The sequence below is a fragment of the Stenotrophomonas sp. 115C5 genome, from assembly GCF_056861055.1.
In genome coordinates this window covers 133,746-149,259 of sequence record NZ_JBSPUQ010000002.1, presented here as the reverse complement: position 1 = coordinate 149,259, position 15,514 = coordinate 133,746, and the positions used below count along the sequence as shown (strand labels likewise).

At 67.4% G+C, this 15,514-nt stretch carries 15 protein-coding genes; 10 read left to right on the top strand and 5 right to left on the bottom strand.

What is annotated here, in order from left to right; all coding sequences use genetic code 11:
* Positions 1–60: 60 nt before the first annotated feature.
* Complete coding sequence (locus tag AC13FN_RS04100) at positions 61–1,263, bottom strand: GGDEF domain-containing protein (protein ID WP_043399481.1); 1,203 nt, start codon at positions 1,261–1,263, stop codon at positions 61–63.
* 154 nt (positions 1,264–1,417) lie between these two features.
* On the opposite strand from AC13FN_RS04100, the gene AC13FN_RS04095 reads away from it, so the two are divergent.
* The 3 genes from AC13FN_RS04095 (at position 1,418) to AC13FN_RS04085 (ending at position 4,648) form a co-directional block, all read left to right on the top strand.
* Entirely contained in the window at positions 1,418–1,903 is a 486-nt protein-coding gene (locus AC13FN_RS04095) for a DUF1203 domain-containing protein (protein WP_049412357.1), read from the top strand.
* 233 nt (positions 1,904–2,136) lie between these two features.
* Positions 2,137–3,306: a lytic polysaccharide monooxygenase gene (locus tag AC13FN_RS04090; protein WP_049435826.1), complete on the top strand. Its 1,170-nt coding sequence runs from the start codon at positions 2,137–2,139 to the stop codon at positions 3,304–3,306.
* A gap of 181 nt (positions 3,307–3,487) precedes the next feature.
* Positions 3,488–4,648: a lytic polysaccharide monooxygenase gene (locus AC13FN_RS04085; RefSeq protein ID WP_482984558.1), complete on the top strand. Its 1,161-nt coding sequence runs from the start codon at positions 3,488–3,490 to the stop codon at positions 4,646–4,648.
* A 74-nt stretch (positions 4,649–4,722) separates the two neighbouring features.
* On the opposite strand, the gene AC13FN_RS04080 is transcribed toward AC13FN_RS04085, so the two are convergent.
* Entirely contained in the window at positions 4,723–5,472 is a 750-nt protein-coding gene (locus tag AC13FN_RS04080; protein ID WP_100064770.1) for a ferredoxin--NADP reductase, read from the bottom strand.
* An 84-nt stretch (positions 5,473–5,556) separates the two neighbouring features.
* Here AC13FN_RS04080 and AC13FN_RS04075 point away from each other — a divergent pair, with 84 nt between their 5' ends.
* The 5 genes from AC13FN_RS04075 to AC13FN_RS04055 all read left to right on the top strand — a co-directional run bounded on the left by AC13FN_RS04075 (position 5,557) and on the right by AC13FN_RS04055 (position 10,454).
* The gene (locus tag AC13FN_RS04075; protein ID WP_482984557.1) at positions 5,557–6,525 is read left to right on the top strand and encodes an ABC transporter ATP-binding protein; all 969 of its coding nucleotides are present in this window, start codon (positions 5,557–5,559) and stop codon (positions 6,523–6,525) included.
* The gene (locus tag AC13FN_RS04070; RefSeq protein WP_010482250.1) at positions 6,522–7,313 is read left to right on the top strand and encodes an ABC transporter permease; all 792 of its coding nucleotides are present in this window, start codon (positions 6,522–6,524) and stop codon (positions 7,311–7,313) included. The genes AC13FN_RS04075 and AC13FN_RS04070 overlap by 4 nt, the downstream gene beginning before the upstream one ends.
* Positions 7,314–7,653: 340 nt before the next feature.
* Positions 7,654–8,421 carry a hypothetical protein gene (locus AC13FN_RS04065; protein ID WP_217014578.1) on the top strand — a complete coding sequence of 256 codons (768 nt, stop codon included), beginning with the start codon at positions 7,654–7,656 and terminating at the stop codon, positions 8,419–8,421.
* Between the two features lie 171 nt (positions 8,422–8,592).
* Positions 8,593–9,531 (top strand): 2-dehydropantoate 2-reductase, encoded by a 939-nt coding sequence (gene panE, locus AC13FN_RS04060; protein ID WP_482984556.1) that lies wholly within the window; start codon positions 8,593–8,595, stop codon positions 9,529–9,531.
* On the top strand, positions 9,528–10,454 hold the full coding sequence (locus AC13FN_RS04055; RefSeq protein ID WP_482984555.1) for an NAD-dependent epimerase/dehydratase family protein: 927 nt from the start codon (positions 9,528–9,530) through the stop codon (positions 10,452–10,454). The genes panE and AC13FN_RS04055 overlap by 4 nt, the downstream gene beginning before the upstream one ends.
* 78 nt (positions 10,455–10,532) lie before the next feature.
* Here the strand turns inward: AC13FN_RS04055 and AC13FN_RS04050 are convergent, their stop codons facing one another.
* Positions 10,533–11,330: a TatD family hydrolase gene (locus AC13FN_RS04050; RefSeq protein WP_460134363.1), complete on the bottom strand. Its 798-nt coding sequence runs from the start codon at positions 11,328–11,330 to the stop codon at positions 10,533–10,535.
* 67 nt (positions 11,331–11,397) lie between these two features.
* Between AC13FN_RS04050 and hrpB the strand changes: the two genes are divergently transcribed.
* Positions 11,398–13,902 (top strand): ATP-dependent helicase HrpB, encoded by a 2,505-nt coding sequence (gene hrpB / locus AC13FN_RS04045; RefSeq protein WP_054172796.1) that lies wholly within the window; start codon positions 11,398–11,400, stop codon positions 13,900–13,902.
* A 144-nt stretch (positions 13,903–14,046) separates the two neighbouring features.
* Complete coding sequence (locus AC13FN_RS04040; RefSeq protein ID WP_019336760.1) at positions 14,047–14,421, top strand: hypothetical protein; 375 nt, start codon at positions 14,047–14,049, stop codon at positions 14,419–14,421.
* 60 nt (positions 14,422–14,481) lie between these two features.
* Here AC13FN_RS04040 and AC13FN_RS04035 read toward each other — a convergent pair whose 3' ends face one another.
* Both AC13FN_RS04035 and AC13FN_RS04030 read right to left on the bottom strand, forming a co-directional pair.
* Positions 14,482–15,021: a pseudouridine synthase gene (locus tag AC13FN_RS04035; RefSeq protein WP_482984554.1), complete on the bottom strand. Its 540-nt coding sequence runs from the start codon at positions 15,019–15,021 to the stop codon at positions 14,482–14,484.
* A gap of 108 nt (positions 15,022–15,129) precedes the next feature.
* The gene (locus AC13FN_RS04030; protein WP_049435959.1) at positions 15,130–15,390 is read right to left on the bottom strand and encodes a hypothetical protein; all 261 of its coding nucleotides are present in this window, start codon (positions 15,388–15,390) and stop codon (positions 15,130–15,132) included.
* Positions 15,391–15,514 lie beyond the last annotated feature (124 nt).

Below are 15,514 nucleotides of genomic sequence, written 5' to 3'. Positions count from 1 at the left end.
TTTCCCCTGGAGGACGTTCCTGGCAACCACGACGGGCTGCCGCGGAAGATGTGACCCAACTTACACGGGCACGGCGTCGTCGGCGATGGGCAGACGCGAAATCTCCGCCGGCGTGGCGCAGGCCAGGCGATCGCGGCCCGCGGCCTTGGCCCGGTACAGCGCCGCGTCTGCCGCTGCCAGCAGCGTGGACAGGTCGCCGTGGCCGTCGTCCATGGCCAGGCCGATGCTGGCGGTGACCGCCACCGGCCCGGTGGTCAGCCGCGCCGGCTTCTGCTGCAGAGCGGTACGGATCGCCGCAGCCCACGCCATCGCTTCGTCCTGCGTGCTGCCGGCCAGCACCAGCACGAACTCCTCGCCCCCGTAGCGGCCCAGCAGCGTGTCCTGGCCTTGCAAACCGTGCTGCAGCAGCGCAGCGAAGTGGCGCAGTACCTGGTCTCCGGCCAGATGGCCCCAGCGGTCGTTGATCTGCTTGAAGTGATCGACGTCGACCAGCAACAGGGCCAGTGGCCGGCCCTGCCGACGCAGCCGCTGCAACTGTGCCTGGCCATCGGCCAGCACCGCGCTGCGGTTGAGCAGCCCGGTCAGCCCATCGGTGCGCGCCGCACGCCGCAGATCGACCAGCATGCGTTCGACCAGCAGCAGCACCATCGCAAAGCACCGCGCCAGTTCCAGCATCACGCCGGCAAGGTAGGTGACGAACATCGGTGTACCGGTGCGCATGATGTCCTCGCCGGCATCGGGTGCCACCGGCAGGAACAGGCGCACCGCGTACAGGGCCGCCTCGGCCAGGAACACCGCCGCCGCCAGGCGGCAGCTGGTGCGCTGCTGCACGGGGGCATGCCGCAGCAGCAAGCACGCGATCCAGCCATCGACCAGCAGCGTGAACACACTGAACACCTGCAGGCGCACGCCCAGGTCCGGCCACAGCACCAGGAAGGCGAAGATGCCGGCCATGAAGGCGGCCGCCATCAACAATGGACGCCACAGCGGCAGCGGCTGTTCCAGATGCAGCGCCACGCCGCGCAGCATCAGCACCGCGCAGCCGGCCATCGCCGCGTTCCCGGCCAGTATGGCCGGCGCCAACAGCAGGTAGGGTCGCAGCGCCAGCAGGGTCACACCCAGGGTCAGCAGCCACAGGCTGGCGGTCCACAGGCGCAGCACCGGTTGCCCGCGCAGCACCACCAGCAACAATGAGAACCCCACGGCAATGCCGATGCAGAGCAGGAAGCCAAGCACGGTAATGGTCGGGAAATCCAGGGACATGCGGCGCTCATCGGCCGGGGCGGCGCGCGCATCTTAGCGCCTTGTGGTGCGATCCCCCCGGCGCTTCCCGCCCCGATGGCGATGCGGGGTCTGAAAACGGCGAGCACGGCGGCCGGCGTATGCGCAGAATCCGCGGAAAACCAAGGAGACGCTCATGCAAGCGTGGTACCTCGGTGGCATCGACCACCGCCCGTTCCTGCACCTGTTCGAGAAGAGCGACACCGCGCTGGCTGCGCTGGGCATCCAGCGTCGCTGGGCCGGCGAAACAGGAGGACACCCCTGCCGGATCAGCCTGAGCGATCCGCCCGGTGGCAGCGAGCTGCTGCTGTTGTCCCATGTGCACCTGCCCCTGCACTCGCCCTATCACGCCTCGGGCCCGATCTTCGTGCAGCGTGGCGTGACCCGATGCGTGCTGCCGCCAGGTGAAGTACCGCCGTACGTACAGCGCCGGATGATCTCGTTGCGCGCCTATGACCAGGCTGCATGGATGCTGGCCGCAGAGATCAGCGCGGGCACGGACGTCTCCGCTCGGCTGGACGCGCTGTTTGCCGATCCTGCCGTGGCCTTCGTGCAGCTGCACAACGCGGCGCACGGCTGCTTCTCATGCCAGGCGGATCGCGTGGGCATGGCGCCGACGTAGCAGGATCTCCACGACGTGATCGTTGCCACGCCGAAGACGTGATCGTCAGCGCATCCGTTCAGTCCCGCGTGAAGCCTGCGGGAAGGGCTTCACACCCACAGTCACGGATCGGCATTTCCATGGTTCCGCACCCTGCGCTGCGACTCGATACTCGCCGTGGTGCCGCCGAAAGTCCGCCGTGCAGCGCAGCTCCTGCGGTCACCGCTCTCTTTCGACGACCACAAGGAAGCGCCATGTCATTCCGATCCACACCGCTGTTGCTGGCCACTTCACTGGCCGCCGCTGGACTGCTGCTGGCCGGCGATACATTTGCCCATGGCACCATGACCACGCCGATCAGCCGCGTCTATGCCTGCTTCCAGGGCAATCCCGAGAACCCGACCAACCCGGCCTGTGCCGCGGCCAAGGCCATCGGCGGCTCACAGGCGTTCTACGACTGGAACGGCATCAACCAGGCCAACGCCAACGGCAACCACCAGGCCGTGGTGCCCGACGGCAAGCTGTGCAGCGGCAACAACCCGACCTTCCGTGGCCTGGATGTAAACCGCAGCGACTGGCAGACCACGCCCATCCACGCCGATGCCAATGGCAAGTTCACCTTCGTGTTCAAGGCGACCGCGCCACATGCCACGCGTGACTGGCGCTTCTTCGTCACCCGCGAAGGCTGGCAGCCGGGCAGCCCGCTGGGCTGGGCCGATCTGCAGGAGTTCTGCACCCTGGGCAATACGCCGCTGTCGGCCGATGGCACCTACAAGCTGCAGTGCACGCTGCCGCAGCGCACCGGCCAGCATGTGATCTACAACACCTGGCAGCGCTCGGATTCGACCGAAGCGTTCTACACCTGCATGGACGTGCGTTTTGAAGGCGGTGGTGGTACGACACCGGCACCGCAATGGCAGGATGCTGGCCCGGTCACCGCACGCGGCGACCTGCCGGTGGGAACGACGCTCGCACTGCGCGTATTCAACGCCAACGGCAACGATGTCGAACGTGTGGAAACGACCTTGGGCAGCGGCCAGACGTCTGCCACGCAATGGCCATTGATTCTGGCGCGCAAGGTCAATGGCAGTGCACAGCATGCGCGTGTGGGCGTGCTTGCCAATGGCGTGATCACGCCGTCGGCGTCGGCCACCGACAATCGCGTGTACCTGAAGGACGGCAACCGCTTCCAGCTCGATACCAGGGTGCCGGACCCGGGTACGCCGTCGCCGGGCGGTGATTTCGACCACGTGTACCCGGCGGGCATCGGCAGCTATGTACCGGGCCAGACGGTGGTGAAGAGCAGCGACGGCAAGCTGTATGCCTGCCGTCCGTTCCCGGAGGGCGCGTGGTGCAACGTCAACGCCGAGGCGTACCGACCGGGTGTGGGTGCCGCCTGGCGCGATGCCTGGATCGCGTACTGAGACCGGGTACAGGGAACGGTGGCAGAGCGCCGTTCCCTGCATAGCGTGAGACGCGCCAGCGCGTGAGTGTGAAGCCGTTCCCATACGGAACCACGCGATGCTTTTTTCAAAGTAATCCGATGGATGCGGGCGGGCGGGATGCCGAGACTTCGCGGGGTTTCACCACCCACAGGAGATCTCCATGCATCTGTCACATCGGACTGTCATCGCGCTGTCTGTGATCGCAGGCATTGCCACCGCTGGCAGCGCTTTCGCCCACGGCACCATGTCCAAACCCTCCAGCCGCGTCTATTCCTGTTACCAGGGCAATCCCGAAAATCCGACCAACCCGGCCTGTGCCGCCGCCAAGGCCGTCGGTGGCGCCCAGCCTTTCTACGACTGGGCAGGCGTCAATCAGGCCAACGCCAATGGCAACCATCAAGCGGTGGTTCCAGATGGCGAGTTGTGCAGCGGCGGCAACAGCAAATACCGCGGCTTCGATCTGAACCGCAGTGACTGGCCGACCTCACCGATCCGCGCCGATTCGCGTGGACGCTACACCTTCGAGTTCAAGGCACCGGCCCCGCATGCCACCCGCGAGTGGAAGTTCTACGTGACCCGCGACGGCTGGCAGCCGGGCAGCCCATTGCGCTGGGCCGACCTGCAGGAATTCTGCACGGTGGGCAACGTGCCGGTCTCCGGCGACGTCTACAAGCTGGATTGCCCGCTACCCAAGCGCAGCGGCCAGCACATCATCTACAACACCTGGCAGCGCTCGGATTCCGGTGAAGCGTTCTATACCTGCGCGGACGTACGCTTTGAGGGGGGCGGTGGTGTGACCCCGCCGCCGCAGTGGCAGGATGCCGGCCCGGTCACCGCCCGCGGTGCGCTGGACGTGGGCACCACCGTGACCCTGCGCGTGTTCAACGCCCAGGGCAACGATCTGGAGCGCCCGGAGATCACCCTGGCCGCAGGTCAGACCGCTGCGAACCAGTGGCCGCTGGCGCTGGCCCGCAAGGTCAACGCCAGTGCACAGCAGGCGCGCGTAGGCGTGATGAAGAACGGCGTGATCACACCGGTCGCCTCGGCCACCGAGAACCGCGTCTACCTGAAGCCGGGCAACCTGTTCCAGATCGATACCCGTGTGCCGGGCCCGATCGATCCGCCGCCGGGCGACGACTACGACTTCGTGTATCCGGCCGGTATCGGCAGCTACACGCCGGGCGAAACCGTGGTCAAGGGCACCGACGGCAGGCTCTACGCCTGCCGCCCGTTCCCGGAAGGCGCGTGGTGCAACATCAATGCCGATGCCTATCGCCCGGGCACGGGCTCTGCCTGGCGTGATGCCTGGATCGCGTACTGAGGCAGGTTCCGGGGGCGGCCTGTGGCCGCCTCCGGTTCATCGGGTTGCCGGCCGGCGGCCGGCACTACCCGGGTTTATTTGCTGCTGACGTACTTCTCGCGGCGGATCTGCGGGTTGCCCAGGCCAGCCGCCTTGAGCAGCTCGGCGCAGGCATCGACCATGTCCGGGTTGCCGCACAGGTAGGCGATGTCGGTGGCCGGGTCCGGCGTGAAGGCGGCCAACGCCTGCTGCACGTAGCCATGCTGCACGTCCTGGTGAGCATCGGCCGGCAGTTCCCGCGACAGGCACGGAACATAACGGAAGTTCGGGTGCTTTTCGGCGAAGCTGTAGAAGTCTTCGCTGTACAGCAGCTCACCCGGGCTGCGCGCGCCCTGCAGCAGCACGATCTGCACGCCCCGTTCGGCCATCGCCGTTTCCAGCAGCGGCAGCATCGAGCGATACGGGGTAACGCCGGTACCGGTCGCGATCAGCAGGTAGCGGGCGTTGTGGTCGCCGGGGTTCAGGCAGAACCGGCCATAGGGACCGGACGCACTGATCTGGCCGCCCTGCTCCAACGCCTCGAACAGGGCCGTGGCGGCGCCACCGGGCACGAAACTGACCGCGATATCCACCGCCTCGCCCGGGCCCAGCGCGTGGTCGTGGATGGTCGCCAGCGAGTAGCTGCGCTTGGTTTCGGTGCCGTCGGCGTAGCTGAAATGGACCTGGATGAACTGGCCGGGCTGGAAATCCAGCGGCTGTCCATCGTCACGCACGAACTGGTAGTGGCCGACGGTCGGGGCCAGCATGCGGCAGCCGACCAGCTTGAGGGGGAATTGAACAGGCACGACTTTTCGGGACAGTGTGTAGCCGGGGCAAGCCCTCGGGGTCTTCTATAATAGCCCCTCCCCGCCCCTCTCCAGCGCCAGCCCATGGGCGCGAAGGCTTCGAGCTTGGCATCCCAGAACGATATGGCGCCCGCCCTGCGCGTGCGCGACCTGCGCAAGACCTACGACAATGGCACCCAGGCCCTGAAGGGGGTTTCCCTGGAAGTGGCCCCGGGCGACTTCTTCGCCCTGCTCGGCCCCAACGGCGCCGGCAAGTCGACCCTGATCGGTATTATCAGCTCCCTGGTCAACCTCAGCGAGGGCCAGGTGGAAGTGTTCGGCAGCGACCTGGTGCGCAACCGCAGCGCCACCATGCGCCTGATCGGGCTGGTGCCGCAGGAAATCAACTTCAACCTGTTCGAGAAGCCCTTCGACATCCTGGTGAACTACGGCGGATTCTACGGCGTGCCGCGCGAGGAAGCCGAGCAGCGCGCCGAAGAGGAACTCAAGCGCGCGCACCTGTGGGAAAAGGCCCAGGTGATGAGCCGCACGCTGTCCGGCGGCATGAAGCGCCGGCTGATGATCGCCCGCGCGATGATGACCCGCCCGCGCCTGTTGATCCTGGACGAACCGACCGCCGGCGTGGACATCGAGATCCGCCGCGACATGTGGCGCGTGCTGAAGGAGATCAATGCCGCCGGCACCACGATCATCCTCACCACGCACTACCTGGAAGAGGCCGAGTACCTGTGCCGCCACCTGGCGATCATCAACCATGGCCAGATCGTCGAGCAGGGGCCGATGCGCGCCCTGCTGGCCAAGCTGGACGTGGAAGGCTTCCTGCTGGACATTGACGGTGAGCTGCCGGCGCAGCTGCCGGTGATCGAAGGCGCGACGCTGACCGCGCCGGACCCGCACACGCTGGATATCGACATGCCACGCGCGATGGACCTCAACCGCGTGTTCGCCACGCTCAACGAGGCCGGCATCCGCGTGCGTTCGATGCGTACCAAGAGCAACCGCCTGGAGGAGCTGTTCGTGCGCCTCACCGGCAACCTGGAGAAGCCTGCATGAGCACCACCGAGCTGACCGACGGCCAGCGCAACCGCGTCGCACTGATGACCATCGTGCGCCGCGAAGTCGCCCGCATCATGCGCATCTGGGGCCAGACCCTGGTGCCGCCGGCGATCACCATGACCCTGTACTTCCTGATCTTCGGCAACCTGATCGGGTCGCGCGTGGGTGACATGGGTGGCTACACCTACATGCAGTTCATCGTGCCGGGCCTGGTGATGATGAGCGTGATCCAGAACAGCTACGGCAACATCAGCTCCTCGTTCTTCGGCGCCAAGTTCGGTCGTCACGTGGAAGAACTGCTGGTCAGCCCGATGCCGAACTGGGTGATCCTGTGGGGCTACGTGGCCGGCGCGGTGCTGCGCGGCCTGATGGTGGGCGTGATCGTGCTGATCATCGCGATGTTCTTCACCCCGGTGCGCATCCCGCACCCGCTGGTGATGCTGACCACGGTGATCCTGGGCGCGACGATCTTCTCGCTGGCCGGCTTCATCAACGCGGTGTATGCGAAGAAATTCGACGACGTGGCGATCGTGCCGACCTTCATCCTGACCCCGCTGACCTATCTGGGTGGCGTGTTCTATTCGGTGAAGCTGCTCCCGGGCTGGGCCGAAGCGGCCACGCACGCGAACCCGATCTTCTACATGGTCAATGCGTTCCGCTATGGCCTGCTGGGCAGCAGCGATGTACCGCTGCCGGTGGCCTACGGCCTGATGATCGGTTTCGTGGTGGTGCTGACGGCGCTGGCGCTGTGGCTGCTGCGCCGTGGCGTGGGCATGCGCAGCTGAGTTTTGCGTGCAGGGCCTGCGGCCCTGCACCCGCCGAATCAACGTCAACTTCAACGGCAAAAGCTGACTATCCGTGGGATGGCGGGGTGGATCCGGTTGCGGGGGACGCTGCAAGTACGTCCGTGTAAGCTCGGTCGCCGCATCCATGCGGCTCACGCCCCCGCGACCGGACCCACCCCGCCTTCGACAGATCTCCGCGATCTTTCGGAATGGCATGGCCGGTGCCTGGTAGGTGTCGACCTTGGTCGACACGATGGATCCACGCCATGCGTGGATGGAGCGTTCACGGCAAGGCCGATGCTCCGCTCTTCTCGTTCGGGATTGCGGCTAGGCTGTGGCGATGAAGATCACTTCCATTCCGTTGGACAAGGCCGTGTCGGACGGCCCCATCGATGCCTTCAGCCATATGTTGCTGGGCGATTCGCCCACGTTGGATGAGGTACTGGATTGCCTGGCGTCGCTGCACGTGGCCAATCCCCGCCATCGCTATCTGTGCACGCTCGACGATGTCGGTCAGTGCCGTTACACCAGCATGCACGCGTCTGACGACGAGCGCATCGCACTGTACGAGGACGAAGACCCGGCAACCCCCGAAGATGCGTTGGCGGCACGCGAGCGGTTGCTGGCGCATGTCGTCGCGCAGCTCGAACATTCCTCTCATCGGCTGGAATGGACCACCCTGCCGGGTACCTTGCTGTGCAATGACGCAGACATCGAGGCGCTGGTCACGGCCAATGCCGCACCCGACCTCATCGTCGACGAAGCCGTCTGCGTGCAGCAGGTGCCGGTGGACCGCGATGACCTGCTGATTGCCGCCCTGCCCAACGGCTACTTCAGCGCGGACTGGGACATCTTCCAGAACCACGCCCTGATACGGCACCTGCAGGAGCGCTACGACTACCGCCTGTTCGGACTCGGCGCATCGTGGCTCGGCTTCCAGCGTAACCGGGCGCCACCGCCAGCAGAGGCAAACGCGTTGGTCGCTGACCTGCAGCGTGTCTACGCTGCCGGAACGCACGACACCTGGTCACAACTGGCTGCAACGCTGGCCACCCGAACCACGCTTCTATTGGGATACACCGAAGACTTCAGCCAACAGCTTTCCTGAGCAGAGCCGCCGAGCGTGGGTCATGCGGGCCGTCCTGACCGGTATCCTTCGGACCGTCGGATGCGACGTTGGCAGAGGCGCGTACTTCTTCCACCACGAGGGGCACCGCCGTTGGCCGCAATCTCCGGCACAATCGGACTCATGATTCCCCCAGAGCACGGTGAACCTGCAATGCGCATCCTGATCCTTGGCGCCGGCGGTACCGGCGGTTACTTCGGTGGTCGCCTGGCCCAGGCCGGCGTGGACGTAACCTTCCTCGTACGCCCCGCGCGCGCCGCACAGCTGGACCGCGATGGCCTGGTCATCCGCAGCCCACTCGGCGATGCCAGCTTCCCGGTGCAGCACGTCACCGCCGATGCGCTGCCCGCATTGGCCGCGCGGAAGCCGTTCGATCTGGTCATTCTCAGCTGCAAGGCCTACGACCTGGACAGCTCGATCGACGCCATTGCTCCGGCCGTGGGCGCGAGCACCTCCGTGCTGCCGATCCTCAACGGCCTGCACCACTACAACGCGCTGGACCTGCGCTTCGGCCGCGACGCCGTGCTCGGCGGCCTGTGCTTCATCAGCGCCACCAAGGCACCCGATGGCGCCGTGCTGCATCTGGGCAAGCCGGCCAAGCTCACCTTCGGCGAGCGCGATGGCGGCGCGATCTCCGCGCGCGTGCGCGCCTTGGCTGCCGCCTGCTCACAGGCCAATCTTGATCACCTTGCCAGCGAGCACATCGGCCAGGAGCAATGGATCAAGTACACCTTCCTGACCGCGCTGGCCGCAGCCACCTGCCTGCTGCGCGCCGACATCGGCACCATCGTCGCCACCCACGATGGCGAGGCGATCGTGCGCGGCCTGTACGACGAATGCCTGGCGGTGGCCGAAGCCGCCGGTGAACCGATTCCCGATGCCGCGCAGGACACCGCACGCGGCACCTTGACCCAGGCCGGATCTGCCCTGAAGGCGTCGATGCTGCGCGATCTGGAAGCCGGTCAGCAAGTGGAAGCCGAACAGATCGTCGGCGACATGCTGGCGCGTGCACGTAAAGCCGACCAGGAAGGCCTGCTGCTGCAGGTGGCGTACAGCAGCCTGCAGGCCTACCAGGCACTGCGCGGCGCGTGAGCCTCCCGTTGCAGGCCAGCGCGCTGCCTACGCGGGTGCTGATCCTTGGCATGGGCTGGAGTGGGTGCGTGCTGGCCCAACATCTGCAGGCATCGGGCGTACGGGTCGTCGGCACCGCGCGCGACCCCTCGTCGGCACCGGACGATGGCCGGCTGCGGCATCAGCTGCGCGCCGACGCGCCACCGTCGTCAGCCCTGCTCGATGAGATTGCACAGGCGGAGGCCGTGCTGTGCAGCGTGCCGCCAGATGCCGAGGGCGACCCGGCACTGCGCCTGCTGCTGCCGGCACTGCAGGCCAGCCCGGCACTGCGCTGGGTGGGCTATCTGTCGTCCACGTCGGTGTATGCCGACCGGGCCGGCGGTTGGGTTGACGAGCGCAGCGCAGCCGATACCACTGAAGCACCCGGCGTGCAGCGCCTGCGTGCCGAAGTGCAATGGCGTGCACTTGCAGAAGAACGTGGCATCGCCTCGGCGGCGTTCCGCCTGCCTGGCCTGTACGGGCCCGGACGCAACGCACTGCTGCAGTTGGCCGAGGGCCGTGCCCGCCATGTGATTCGGCCGGGCCTGGTGTTCAATCGCCTGCACGTAGAGGATCTTGCGGCAGTGATCATCGCGGCGATGCAGCGACCGACCCACCAGGGCCTGTACCTGCCCAGCGACGACGAGCCGGCACCACCACAGGATGTGCTGGCCCTCGCCGCGCAGCTGGGCGGGTTTGCGATGCCGCCGGCCGTGGCCTGGGACGATCCAGCGCTGAGCCCGACGCTGCAGCGCTTCTACCAGAGCAACAAGCGCATCGACAGTCGTGGCACGCGTGCGGCGCTGGGATGGGCACCACGGTTTCCGACGTATCGGGAAGGACTGCAGGCGCTGGCCGCTTCGCTCGCCGGGCATGGCCCGGCGCTACCGGACAGCGCTTTGTAGAGCCGAGCCCATGCTCGGCTGCTCTTTGCGTCTTTCGCGCTGCGCGCGATAAGCCGAGCATGGGCTCGGCTCTACGTATCAACCCACCTCGGGCAGGCGGAAGAACGTGCGCGTGGCCGCCGTGGCATTGGCCGCCGTCACCGCCACGTCCTCGCCACGGTCGCGCGCCAGCTCTTCCACGATGTGCGAGAGGAACATCGGCTCGTTGCGGCGATCCTTCGGCATCGGCTTCAGCGTGCGCGGCAGCAGGTACGGTGCATCGGTCTCGATCATCAGGCGGTTGGCCGGGATGTTCTTCACCAGTTCGCGCAGGTGCGCGCCACGGCGCTCGTCACACAGCCAGCCGGTGATGCCGATGTACCAGTCCTGGTCCAGGTAGTCGAACAGCTCGTCGCGTTCGCCGGTGAAGCAATGCACCACCGCCGGACCGATGCGGCCTTCGAAGTTCTTCATCTGTGCCATGAAATCGGCATGCGCATCGCGCTGGTGCAGGAACAGGGGCTTGCCATTGTCTGCGGCCAGCTGCAACTGGCGCTCGAAGGCACGGTGCTGGGCCGGGCGCGGCGAGAAATCACGGAAGTAGTCCAGACCACACTCACCCACCGCCACCACTTCCGGGTGGGCATGCAGCGCGCGCATCTCGGCATCGCATTCCTCGGTGTATTCCACCGCGTGATGCGGGTGCACGCCGGCCGTTGCGTACAGGAAGCCCGGATGCTGCTGCGCCAGCTGCACCGCCAACGGCGAGTGCTCGCGGCTGGCGCCGGTGATGACCATCTGCACCACGCCGGCCTGGCGCGCGCGGTCCAGCACGGCGTCACGGTCGCGGTCGAAGGAGTCGTGGGTCAGGTTGGCGCCGATATCGATCAGGTGCATGGTCATCGCGGGGGAAAAGTGCCCGCGCATTGTACCTGCGCCCGCCGTGGCCCCTTATCCTTTGCACATGAACGCCCCGCTCTTCCCGATTTCCCCGCTGCTGCCACAGATCCAGCAGCACCTGGCCGCGCAGCCGCGGCTGGTGCTGGAAGCCCCGCCCGGCGCCGGCAAGACCACCCAGGTGCCGCTGGCGCTGCTGGATGCGCCGTGGCTGCAGGGCCGGAAGATCATCCTGCTGGAGCCGCGCCGGGTGGCCGCACGCAGCGCCGCGCTGTTCATGGCGCGGCAGCTCGGTGAAGAGGTCGGCGGTACGGTCGGCTACCGCATCCGCTTCGAGAACAAGGTTTCGTCGCGCACGCGCATTGAAGTCGTCACCGAAGGCATCCTGACCCGCATGCTGCAGGACGACCCGATGCTGGAAGAAGTCGGCGCGATCCTGTTCGACGAGTTCCACGAGCGCCATCTCAGTGGCGATCTGGGCCTGGCGCTGGCACTGGACGTTCAGGCCCAGCTGCGCGATGACCTGCGTCTGGTGGTGATGTCGGCAACACTGGATGGCGAGCGCCTGGCACGCTTCCTCGACGCGCCGCGGCTGAGCAGCGAGGGCCGCAGCTACCCGGTCGCGATCAGCCATTTCCCGGCGCGCCGCGATGAGGCGCTGGAACTGCAGGTGCGCCGCGCGGTGCAGCAGGCCTTGGCCGAACACCCCGGTGACCTGCTGGTGTTCCTGCCCGGCCAGCGCGAAATCGCGCGCGTGCAGGCCGGGCTGCAGGAATCGCTGGACGGCAACGTCGAAGTGCTGGCCCTGCACGGTGAACTGCCGGTGGAGCAGCAGGCGCGCGTGCTGCAGGCGGCCAGCGATGGTCGCCGCCGCGTGGTGCTGGCCACCAATGTCGCCGAATCCTCGGTGACGCTGCCCGGCGTGCGCGTGGTGATCGACAGCGGCCAGGCGCGCGAACCGCGCTACGACCCCAACAGCGGCTTCACCCGGCTGGACGTGGTGGCCATCGCGCAGGCCTCCGCCGACCAGCGTGCCGGCCGTGCCGGACGCGTGGCCGAAGGCGTGGCCTGGCGCCTGTGGCCGCAGTCGCAACGGTTGGAACCGCAGCGCCGCGCCGAGATCGACCAGGTGGAACTGGCAGGACTGGCACTGGAACTGGCGGCCTGGGGCAGCAGCGACCTGCGCTTCCTAGACCCGCCACCGGCCGGCCCGATGGGCGCGGCACGCGAACTGCTGCAGCGATTGGGCGCGCTGTCCAGCAGTGGCGCGATCACCGCACTTGGCCGGCGCGTGCTGGCGTTGGGCACGCATCCGCGGATGGCGGCGATGCTGCTGGCGGCGTCCGATGCACGTGCGCAGGCGCTCGCCGCTGATCTGGCCGCCCTGCTGGAGGCGCGCGACCCATTGCGCCAGGGCGGTGACGCGCTGGCGGCACGCTGGCGCGCACTGGCCGCGTTCCGCAATGGCCGCGCACCGGGTGACGCCAACCGCAGCGGTCTGGCCGCCATCGATGCGGCCGCCAAGCAGTGGCGACGTCGCCTGCGCTGCGAAACCACACCGCCGGCCAGCATCGAGGCCCATGAGCTGGGCGACCTGCTCGCACACGCCTTCCCTGATCGGATCGGTTTCCAGCATCCCAGCGATCCATTGCGCTACCTGCTGGCCAATGGTCGCAGCGCGCGCCTGCACGAACTGAGCGACCTGCGTGGCGAACCGTGGCTGGTCGCCAGCGAGCTTCGCTTCGAGGCACGCGATGCGCTGCTGCTGCGTGCCGCACCGGTGGACGAAGGCCAGCTGCGCAAGGCGTGGCCGGAGCGCTTCGTCACCGAAGATGTGGTCCGCTGGGACAGCGAGCGCCGCGCCCTGGTGGCCCTGCGCGAGACCCGTTTCGACCGCATCGTACTGGACAGCCGCTCGGCCGGCCGGGTCGATCCGCAGCACGCCGCGCAGGCGCTGACCGACGCGGTGGCCGAGCTCGGCCTGCAGGCGCTGCCATGGACCGAAGGCCTGCGCCAGTGGCAGGCACGGGTGGAATCACTGCGGCGCTGGATGCCGGAGTTGGATCTGCCCGACTGCAGCGACGCGGCCCTGCTGGCCAACCGTGCGCAGTGGCTGCAGCCCGCGTTCGCCGGCAAGAGCCGTCTGGATGCGCTGGACGAGTCCAGCTTCGGCGAGGCGCTGAAGTCGCCGCTGGAGTGGTCACAGCGGCAGCTGGTCGAACGCCATGCACCGACCCGCATCACCGTGCCGTCCGGACTGGAGCGGCCGATCACCTACGAGTTGGACAGCGAAAGTGGCGAGCCGTTGCCACCGGTGCTGGCGGTGAAGCTGCAGGAACTGTTCGGCCTGGCTGATACGCCGCGCATCGCCGATGGGCGCGTGCCGCTGACCCTGCACCTGCTGTCGCCCGGTGGCCGGCCGCTGCAGGTCACCCAGGACCTGCGCAACTTCTGGGAAAACACCTACGCCGAAGTGAAAAAGGAGATGAAGGGCCGCTACCCGCGCCATCCGTGGCCGGATGACCCGTGGACGGCCACGGCCACGCACCGGGCCAAGCCACGCGGGACCTGACCGGTCCTGCCGGCACCACCGGTTGCGGACCCTGCCTGATCCTGAATGGCTGCGGTAAAGTCACGCCACGTGCGGCCTCGACTGACATACCGTTTACGGGCAACACGCGACACTGGACTTCGACCCGAGGCAAAGGACCCCCGCATGAGCAAGCTGACCGTAATCACCGACCGCGCTCTGGAGCGCGCCCTGGAGCTGGCCCACACCGCCGGCGATGGCCTGAAGAGCGCCGGTGGCAGCCTGCGCAATGCGGACTGGATCAAGACCGGCGCCGCCATCGGCGCAGTGAAGACCGGCGGCAAGGCCGCGACCAAGTTCGTGCGCCGCAATCCGGCAGTGGCCGTGGCCGCAGCTGCGGTCGGTGTGGGCCTGCTCGGCTATGCGCTGTACCGCAAGCAGCAGAAGAAGAAGGCCGCCAATGGCCACGTGGTGAATGGGCAGGCGCAGCGCATCAATGCACGTGACCGCCGCAATGACACCGTGGTGGATGAGCACAGCGATATCGGCAGCGACGCCTGAGATCGTCGGCCGCTGCCAGGGCCGGGGTCCTTCCGCAGGAAGGGCTCCGGCCTTTTCATTTCAACCGATCTGCCGCCACTGGCCCGGCTGCAGGTCGTCCAGCCGGTAGGGTCCCATCGACACGCGGGCCAGCCGCAGCGTCGGCAGGTTCACCGCCGCGGTCATCCGCCGCACCTGGCGGTTGCGGCCCTCGCGGATCGTGATCGCCAGCCAGGCATCAGGCACGGTCTTGCGGAAGCGCACCGGCGGATCGCGTGTCCACAGCGACGGCGCCGGATCGAGGCGCTCGATCTTCGCCGGCAAGGTCGGCCCGTCATTCAGCTCCACCCCATCGCGCAGCCGTTGCAGCTGCTCATCGCTGGGCGTGCCTTCCACCTGCACCCAGTAGGTCTTGTCGGCCTTGTGCTTCGGGTCGGTCAACTTGTGCGCCAGCGTGCCGTTATCCGTCAGCAGCAGCAGGCCTTCGCTGTCATGGTCCAGGCGACCGGCGGCATACACGCGCGGCGGCAGGCCAAACCCGGCCAAGGTCGGCCGCGGCGGCACGCTGCGGTCGGTGAACTGGCAGAGCACGTTGAAGGGCTTGTTGAAGGCAATCAGCATTGCGGGCACGGCGGGTGGCAGATGGCGCATTGTCCCACGCCGCGCTGCCCGCTCGCCGGGCATGGCCCTGCGCTACCGGGCATCGCTTTGGCCGAGGCTGCGGCGGGATCAGCCGAAGACCTTCCACTCCAGCAGGAACGAGCCCAGCACCAGCGCGATGCCGCACGCCGCGATGACATTGGCCCGGCGCCGCAGGCGGACCGGTGGCGGATTCATGGCACGCGCGCGTTCCTCCAGCAGCGCACCGGCGAACAGCACGGCAAACCCCACCGTCGCCACCAGGTCGTAGGCATGGCCACCGTAGAACACGAAATCAATCAGCCGCGCCAGCACCAGCACGGCCACGGCGATGTAAAAAATCTTCTTCAACTATCCATGTCCTTGCATACGATCGAATTCCGGCGCATGGCCGGCCTTGGGACCAGCCATGCGCCGCGCTACGCGCGATGAGCCGAGCATGGGCTCGGCTCTACAGAGTCAGCATGCGCCAGCC

Bases quoted from the DNA above. Each gene is read 5' to 3' on its own strand.
- panE (WP_482984556.1), top strand. From the start codon at position 8,593: ATGCGCATCCTGATCCTTGGCGCCGGCGGTACCGGCGGTTACTTCGGT.
- AC13FN_RS04065 (WP_217014578.1), top strand. From the start codon at position 7,654: ATGAAGATCACTTCCATTCCGTTGGACAAGGCCGTGTCGGACGGCCCC.
- hrpB (WP_054172796.1), top strand. From the start codon at position 11,398: ATGAACGCCCCGCTCTTCCCGATTTCCCCGCTGCTGCCACAGATCCAG.
- AC13FN_RS04090 (WP_049435826.1), top strand. From the start codon at position 2,137: ATGTCATTCCGATCCACACCGCTGTTGCTGGCCACTTCACTGGCCGCC.
- AC13FN_RS04040 (WP_019336760.1), top strand. From the start codon at position 14,047: ATGAGCAAGCTGACCGTAATCACCGACCGCGCTCTGGAGCGCGCCCTG.
- AC13FN_RS04075 (WP_482984557.1), top strand. From the start codon at position 5,557: ATGGGCGCGAAGGCTTCGAGCTTGGCATCCCAGAACGATATGGCGCCC.
- AC13FN_RS04100 (WP_043399481.1), bottom strand. From the start codon at position 1,263: ATGTCCCTGGATTTCCCGACCATTACCGTGCTTGGCTTCCTGCTCTGC.
- AC13FN_RS04070 (WP_010482250.1), top strand. From the start codon at position 6,522: ATGAGCACCACCGAGCTGACCGACGGCCAGCGCAACCGCGTCGCACTG.
- AC13FN_RS04035 (WP_482984554.1), bottom strand. From the start codon at position 15,021: ATGCTGATTGCCTTCAACAAGCCCTTCAACGTGCTCTGCCAGTTCACC.
- AC13FN_RS04095 (WP_049412357.1), top strand. From the start codon at position 1,418: ATGCAAGCGTGGTACCTCGGTGGCATCGACCACCGCCCGTTCCTGCAC.
- AC13FN_RS04050 (WP_460134363.1), bottom strand. From the start codon at position 11,330: ATGCACCTGATCGATATCGGCGCCAACCTGACCCACGACTCCTTCGAC.
- AC13FN_RS04085 (WP_482984558.1), top strand. From the start codon at position 3,488: ATGCATCTGTCACATCGGACTGTCATCGCGCTGTCTGTGATCGCAGGC.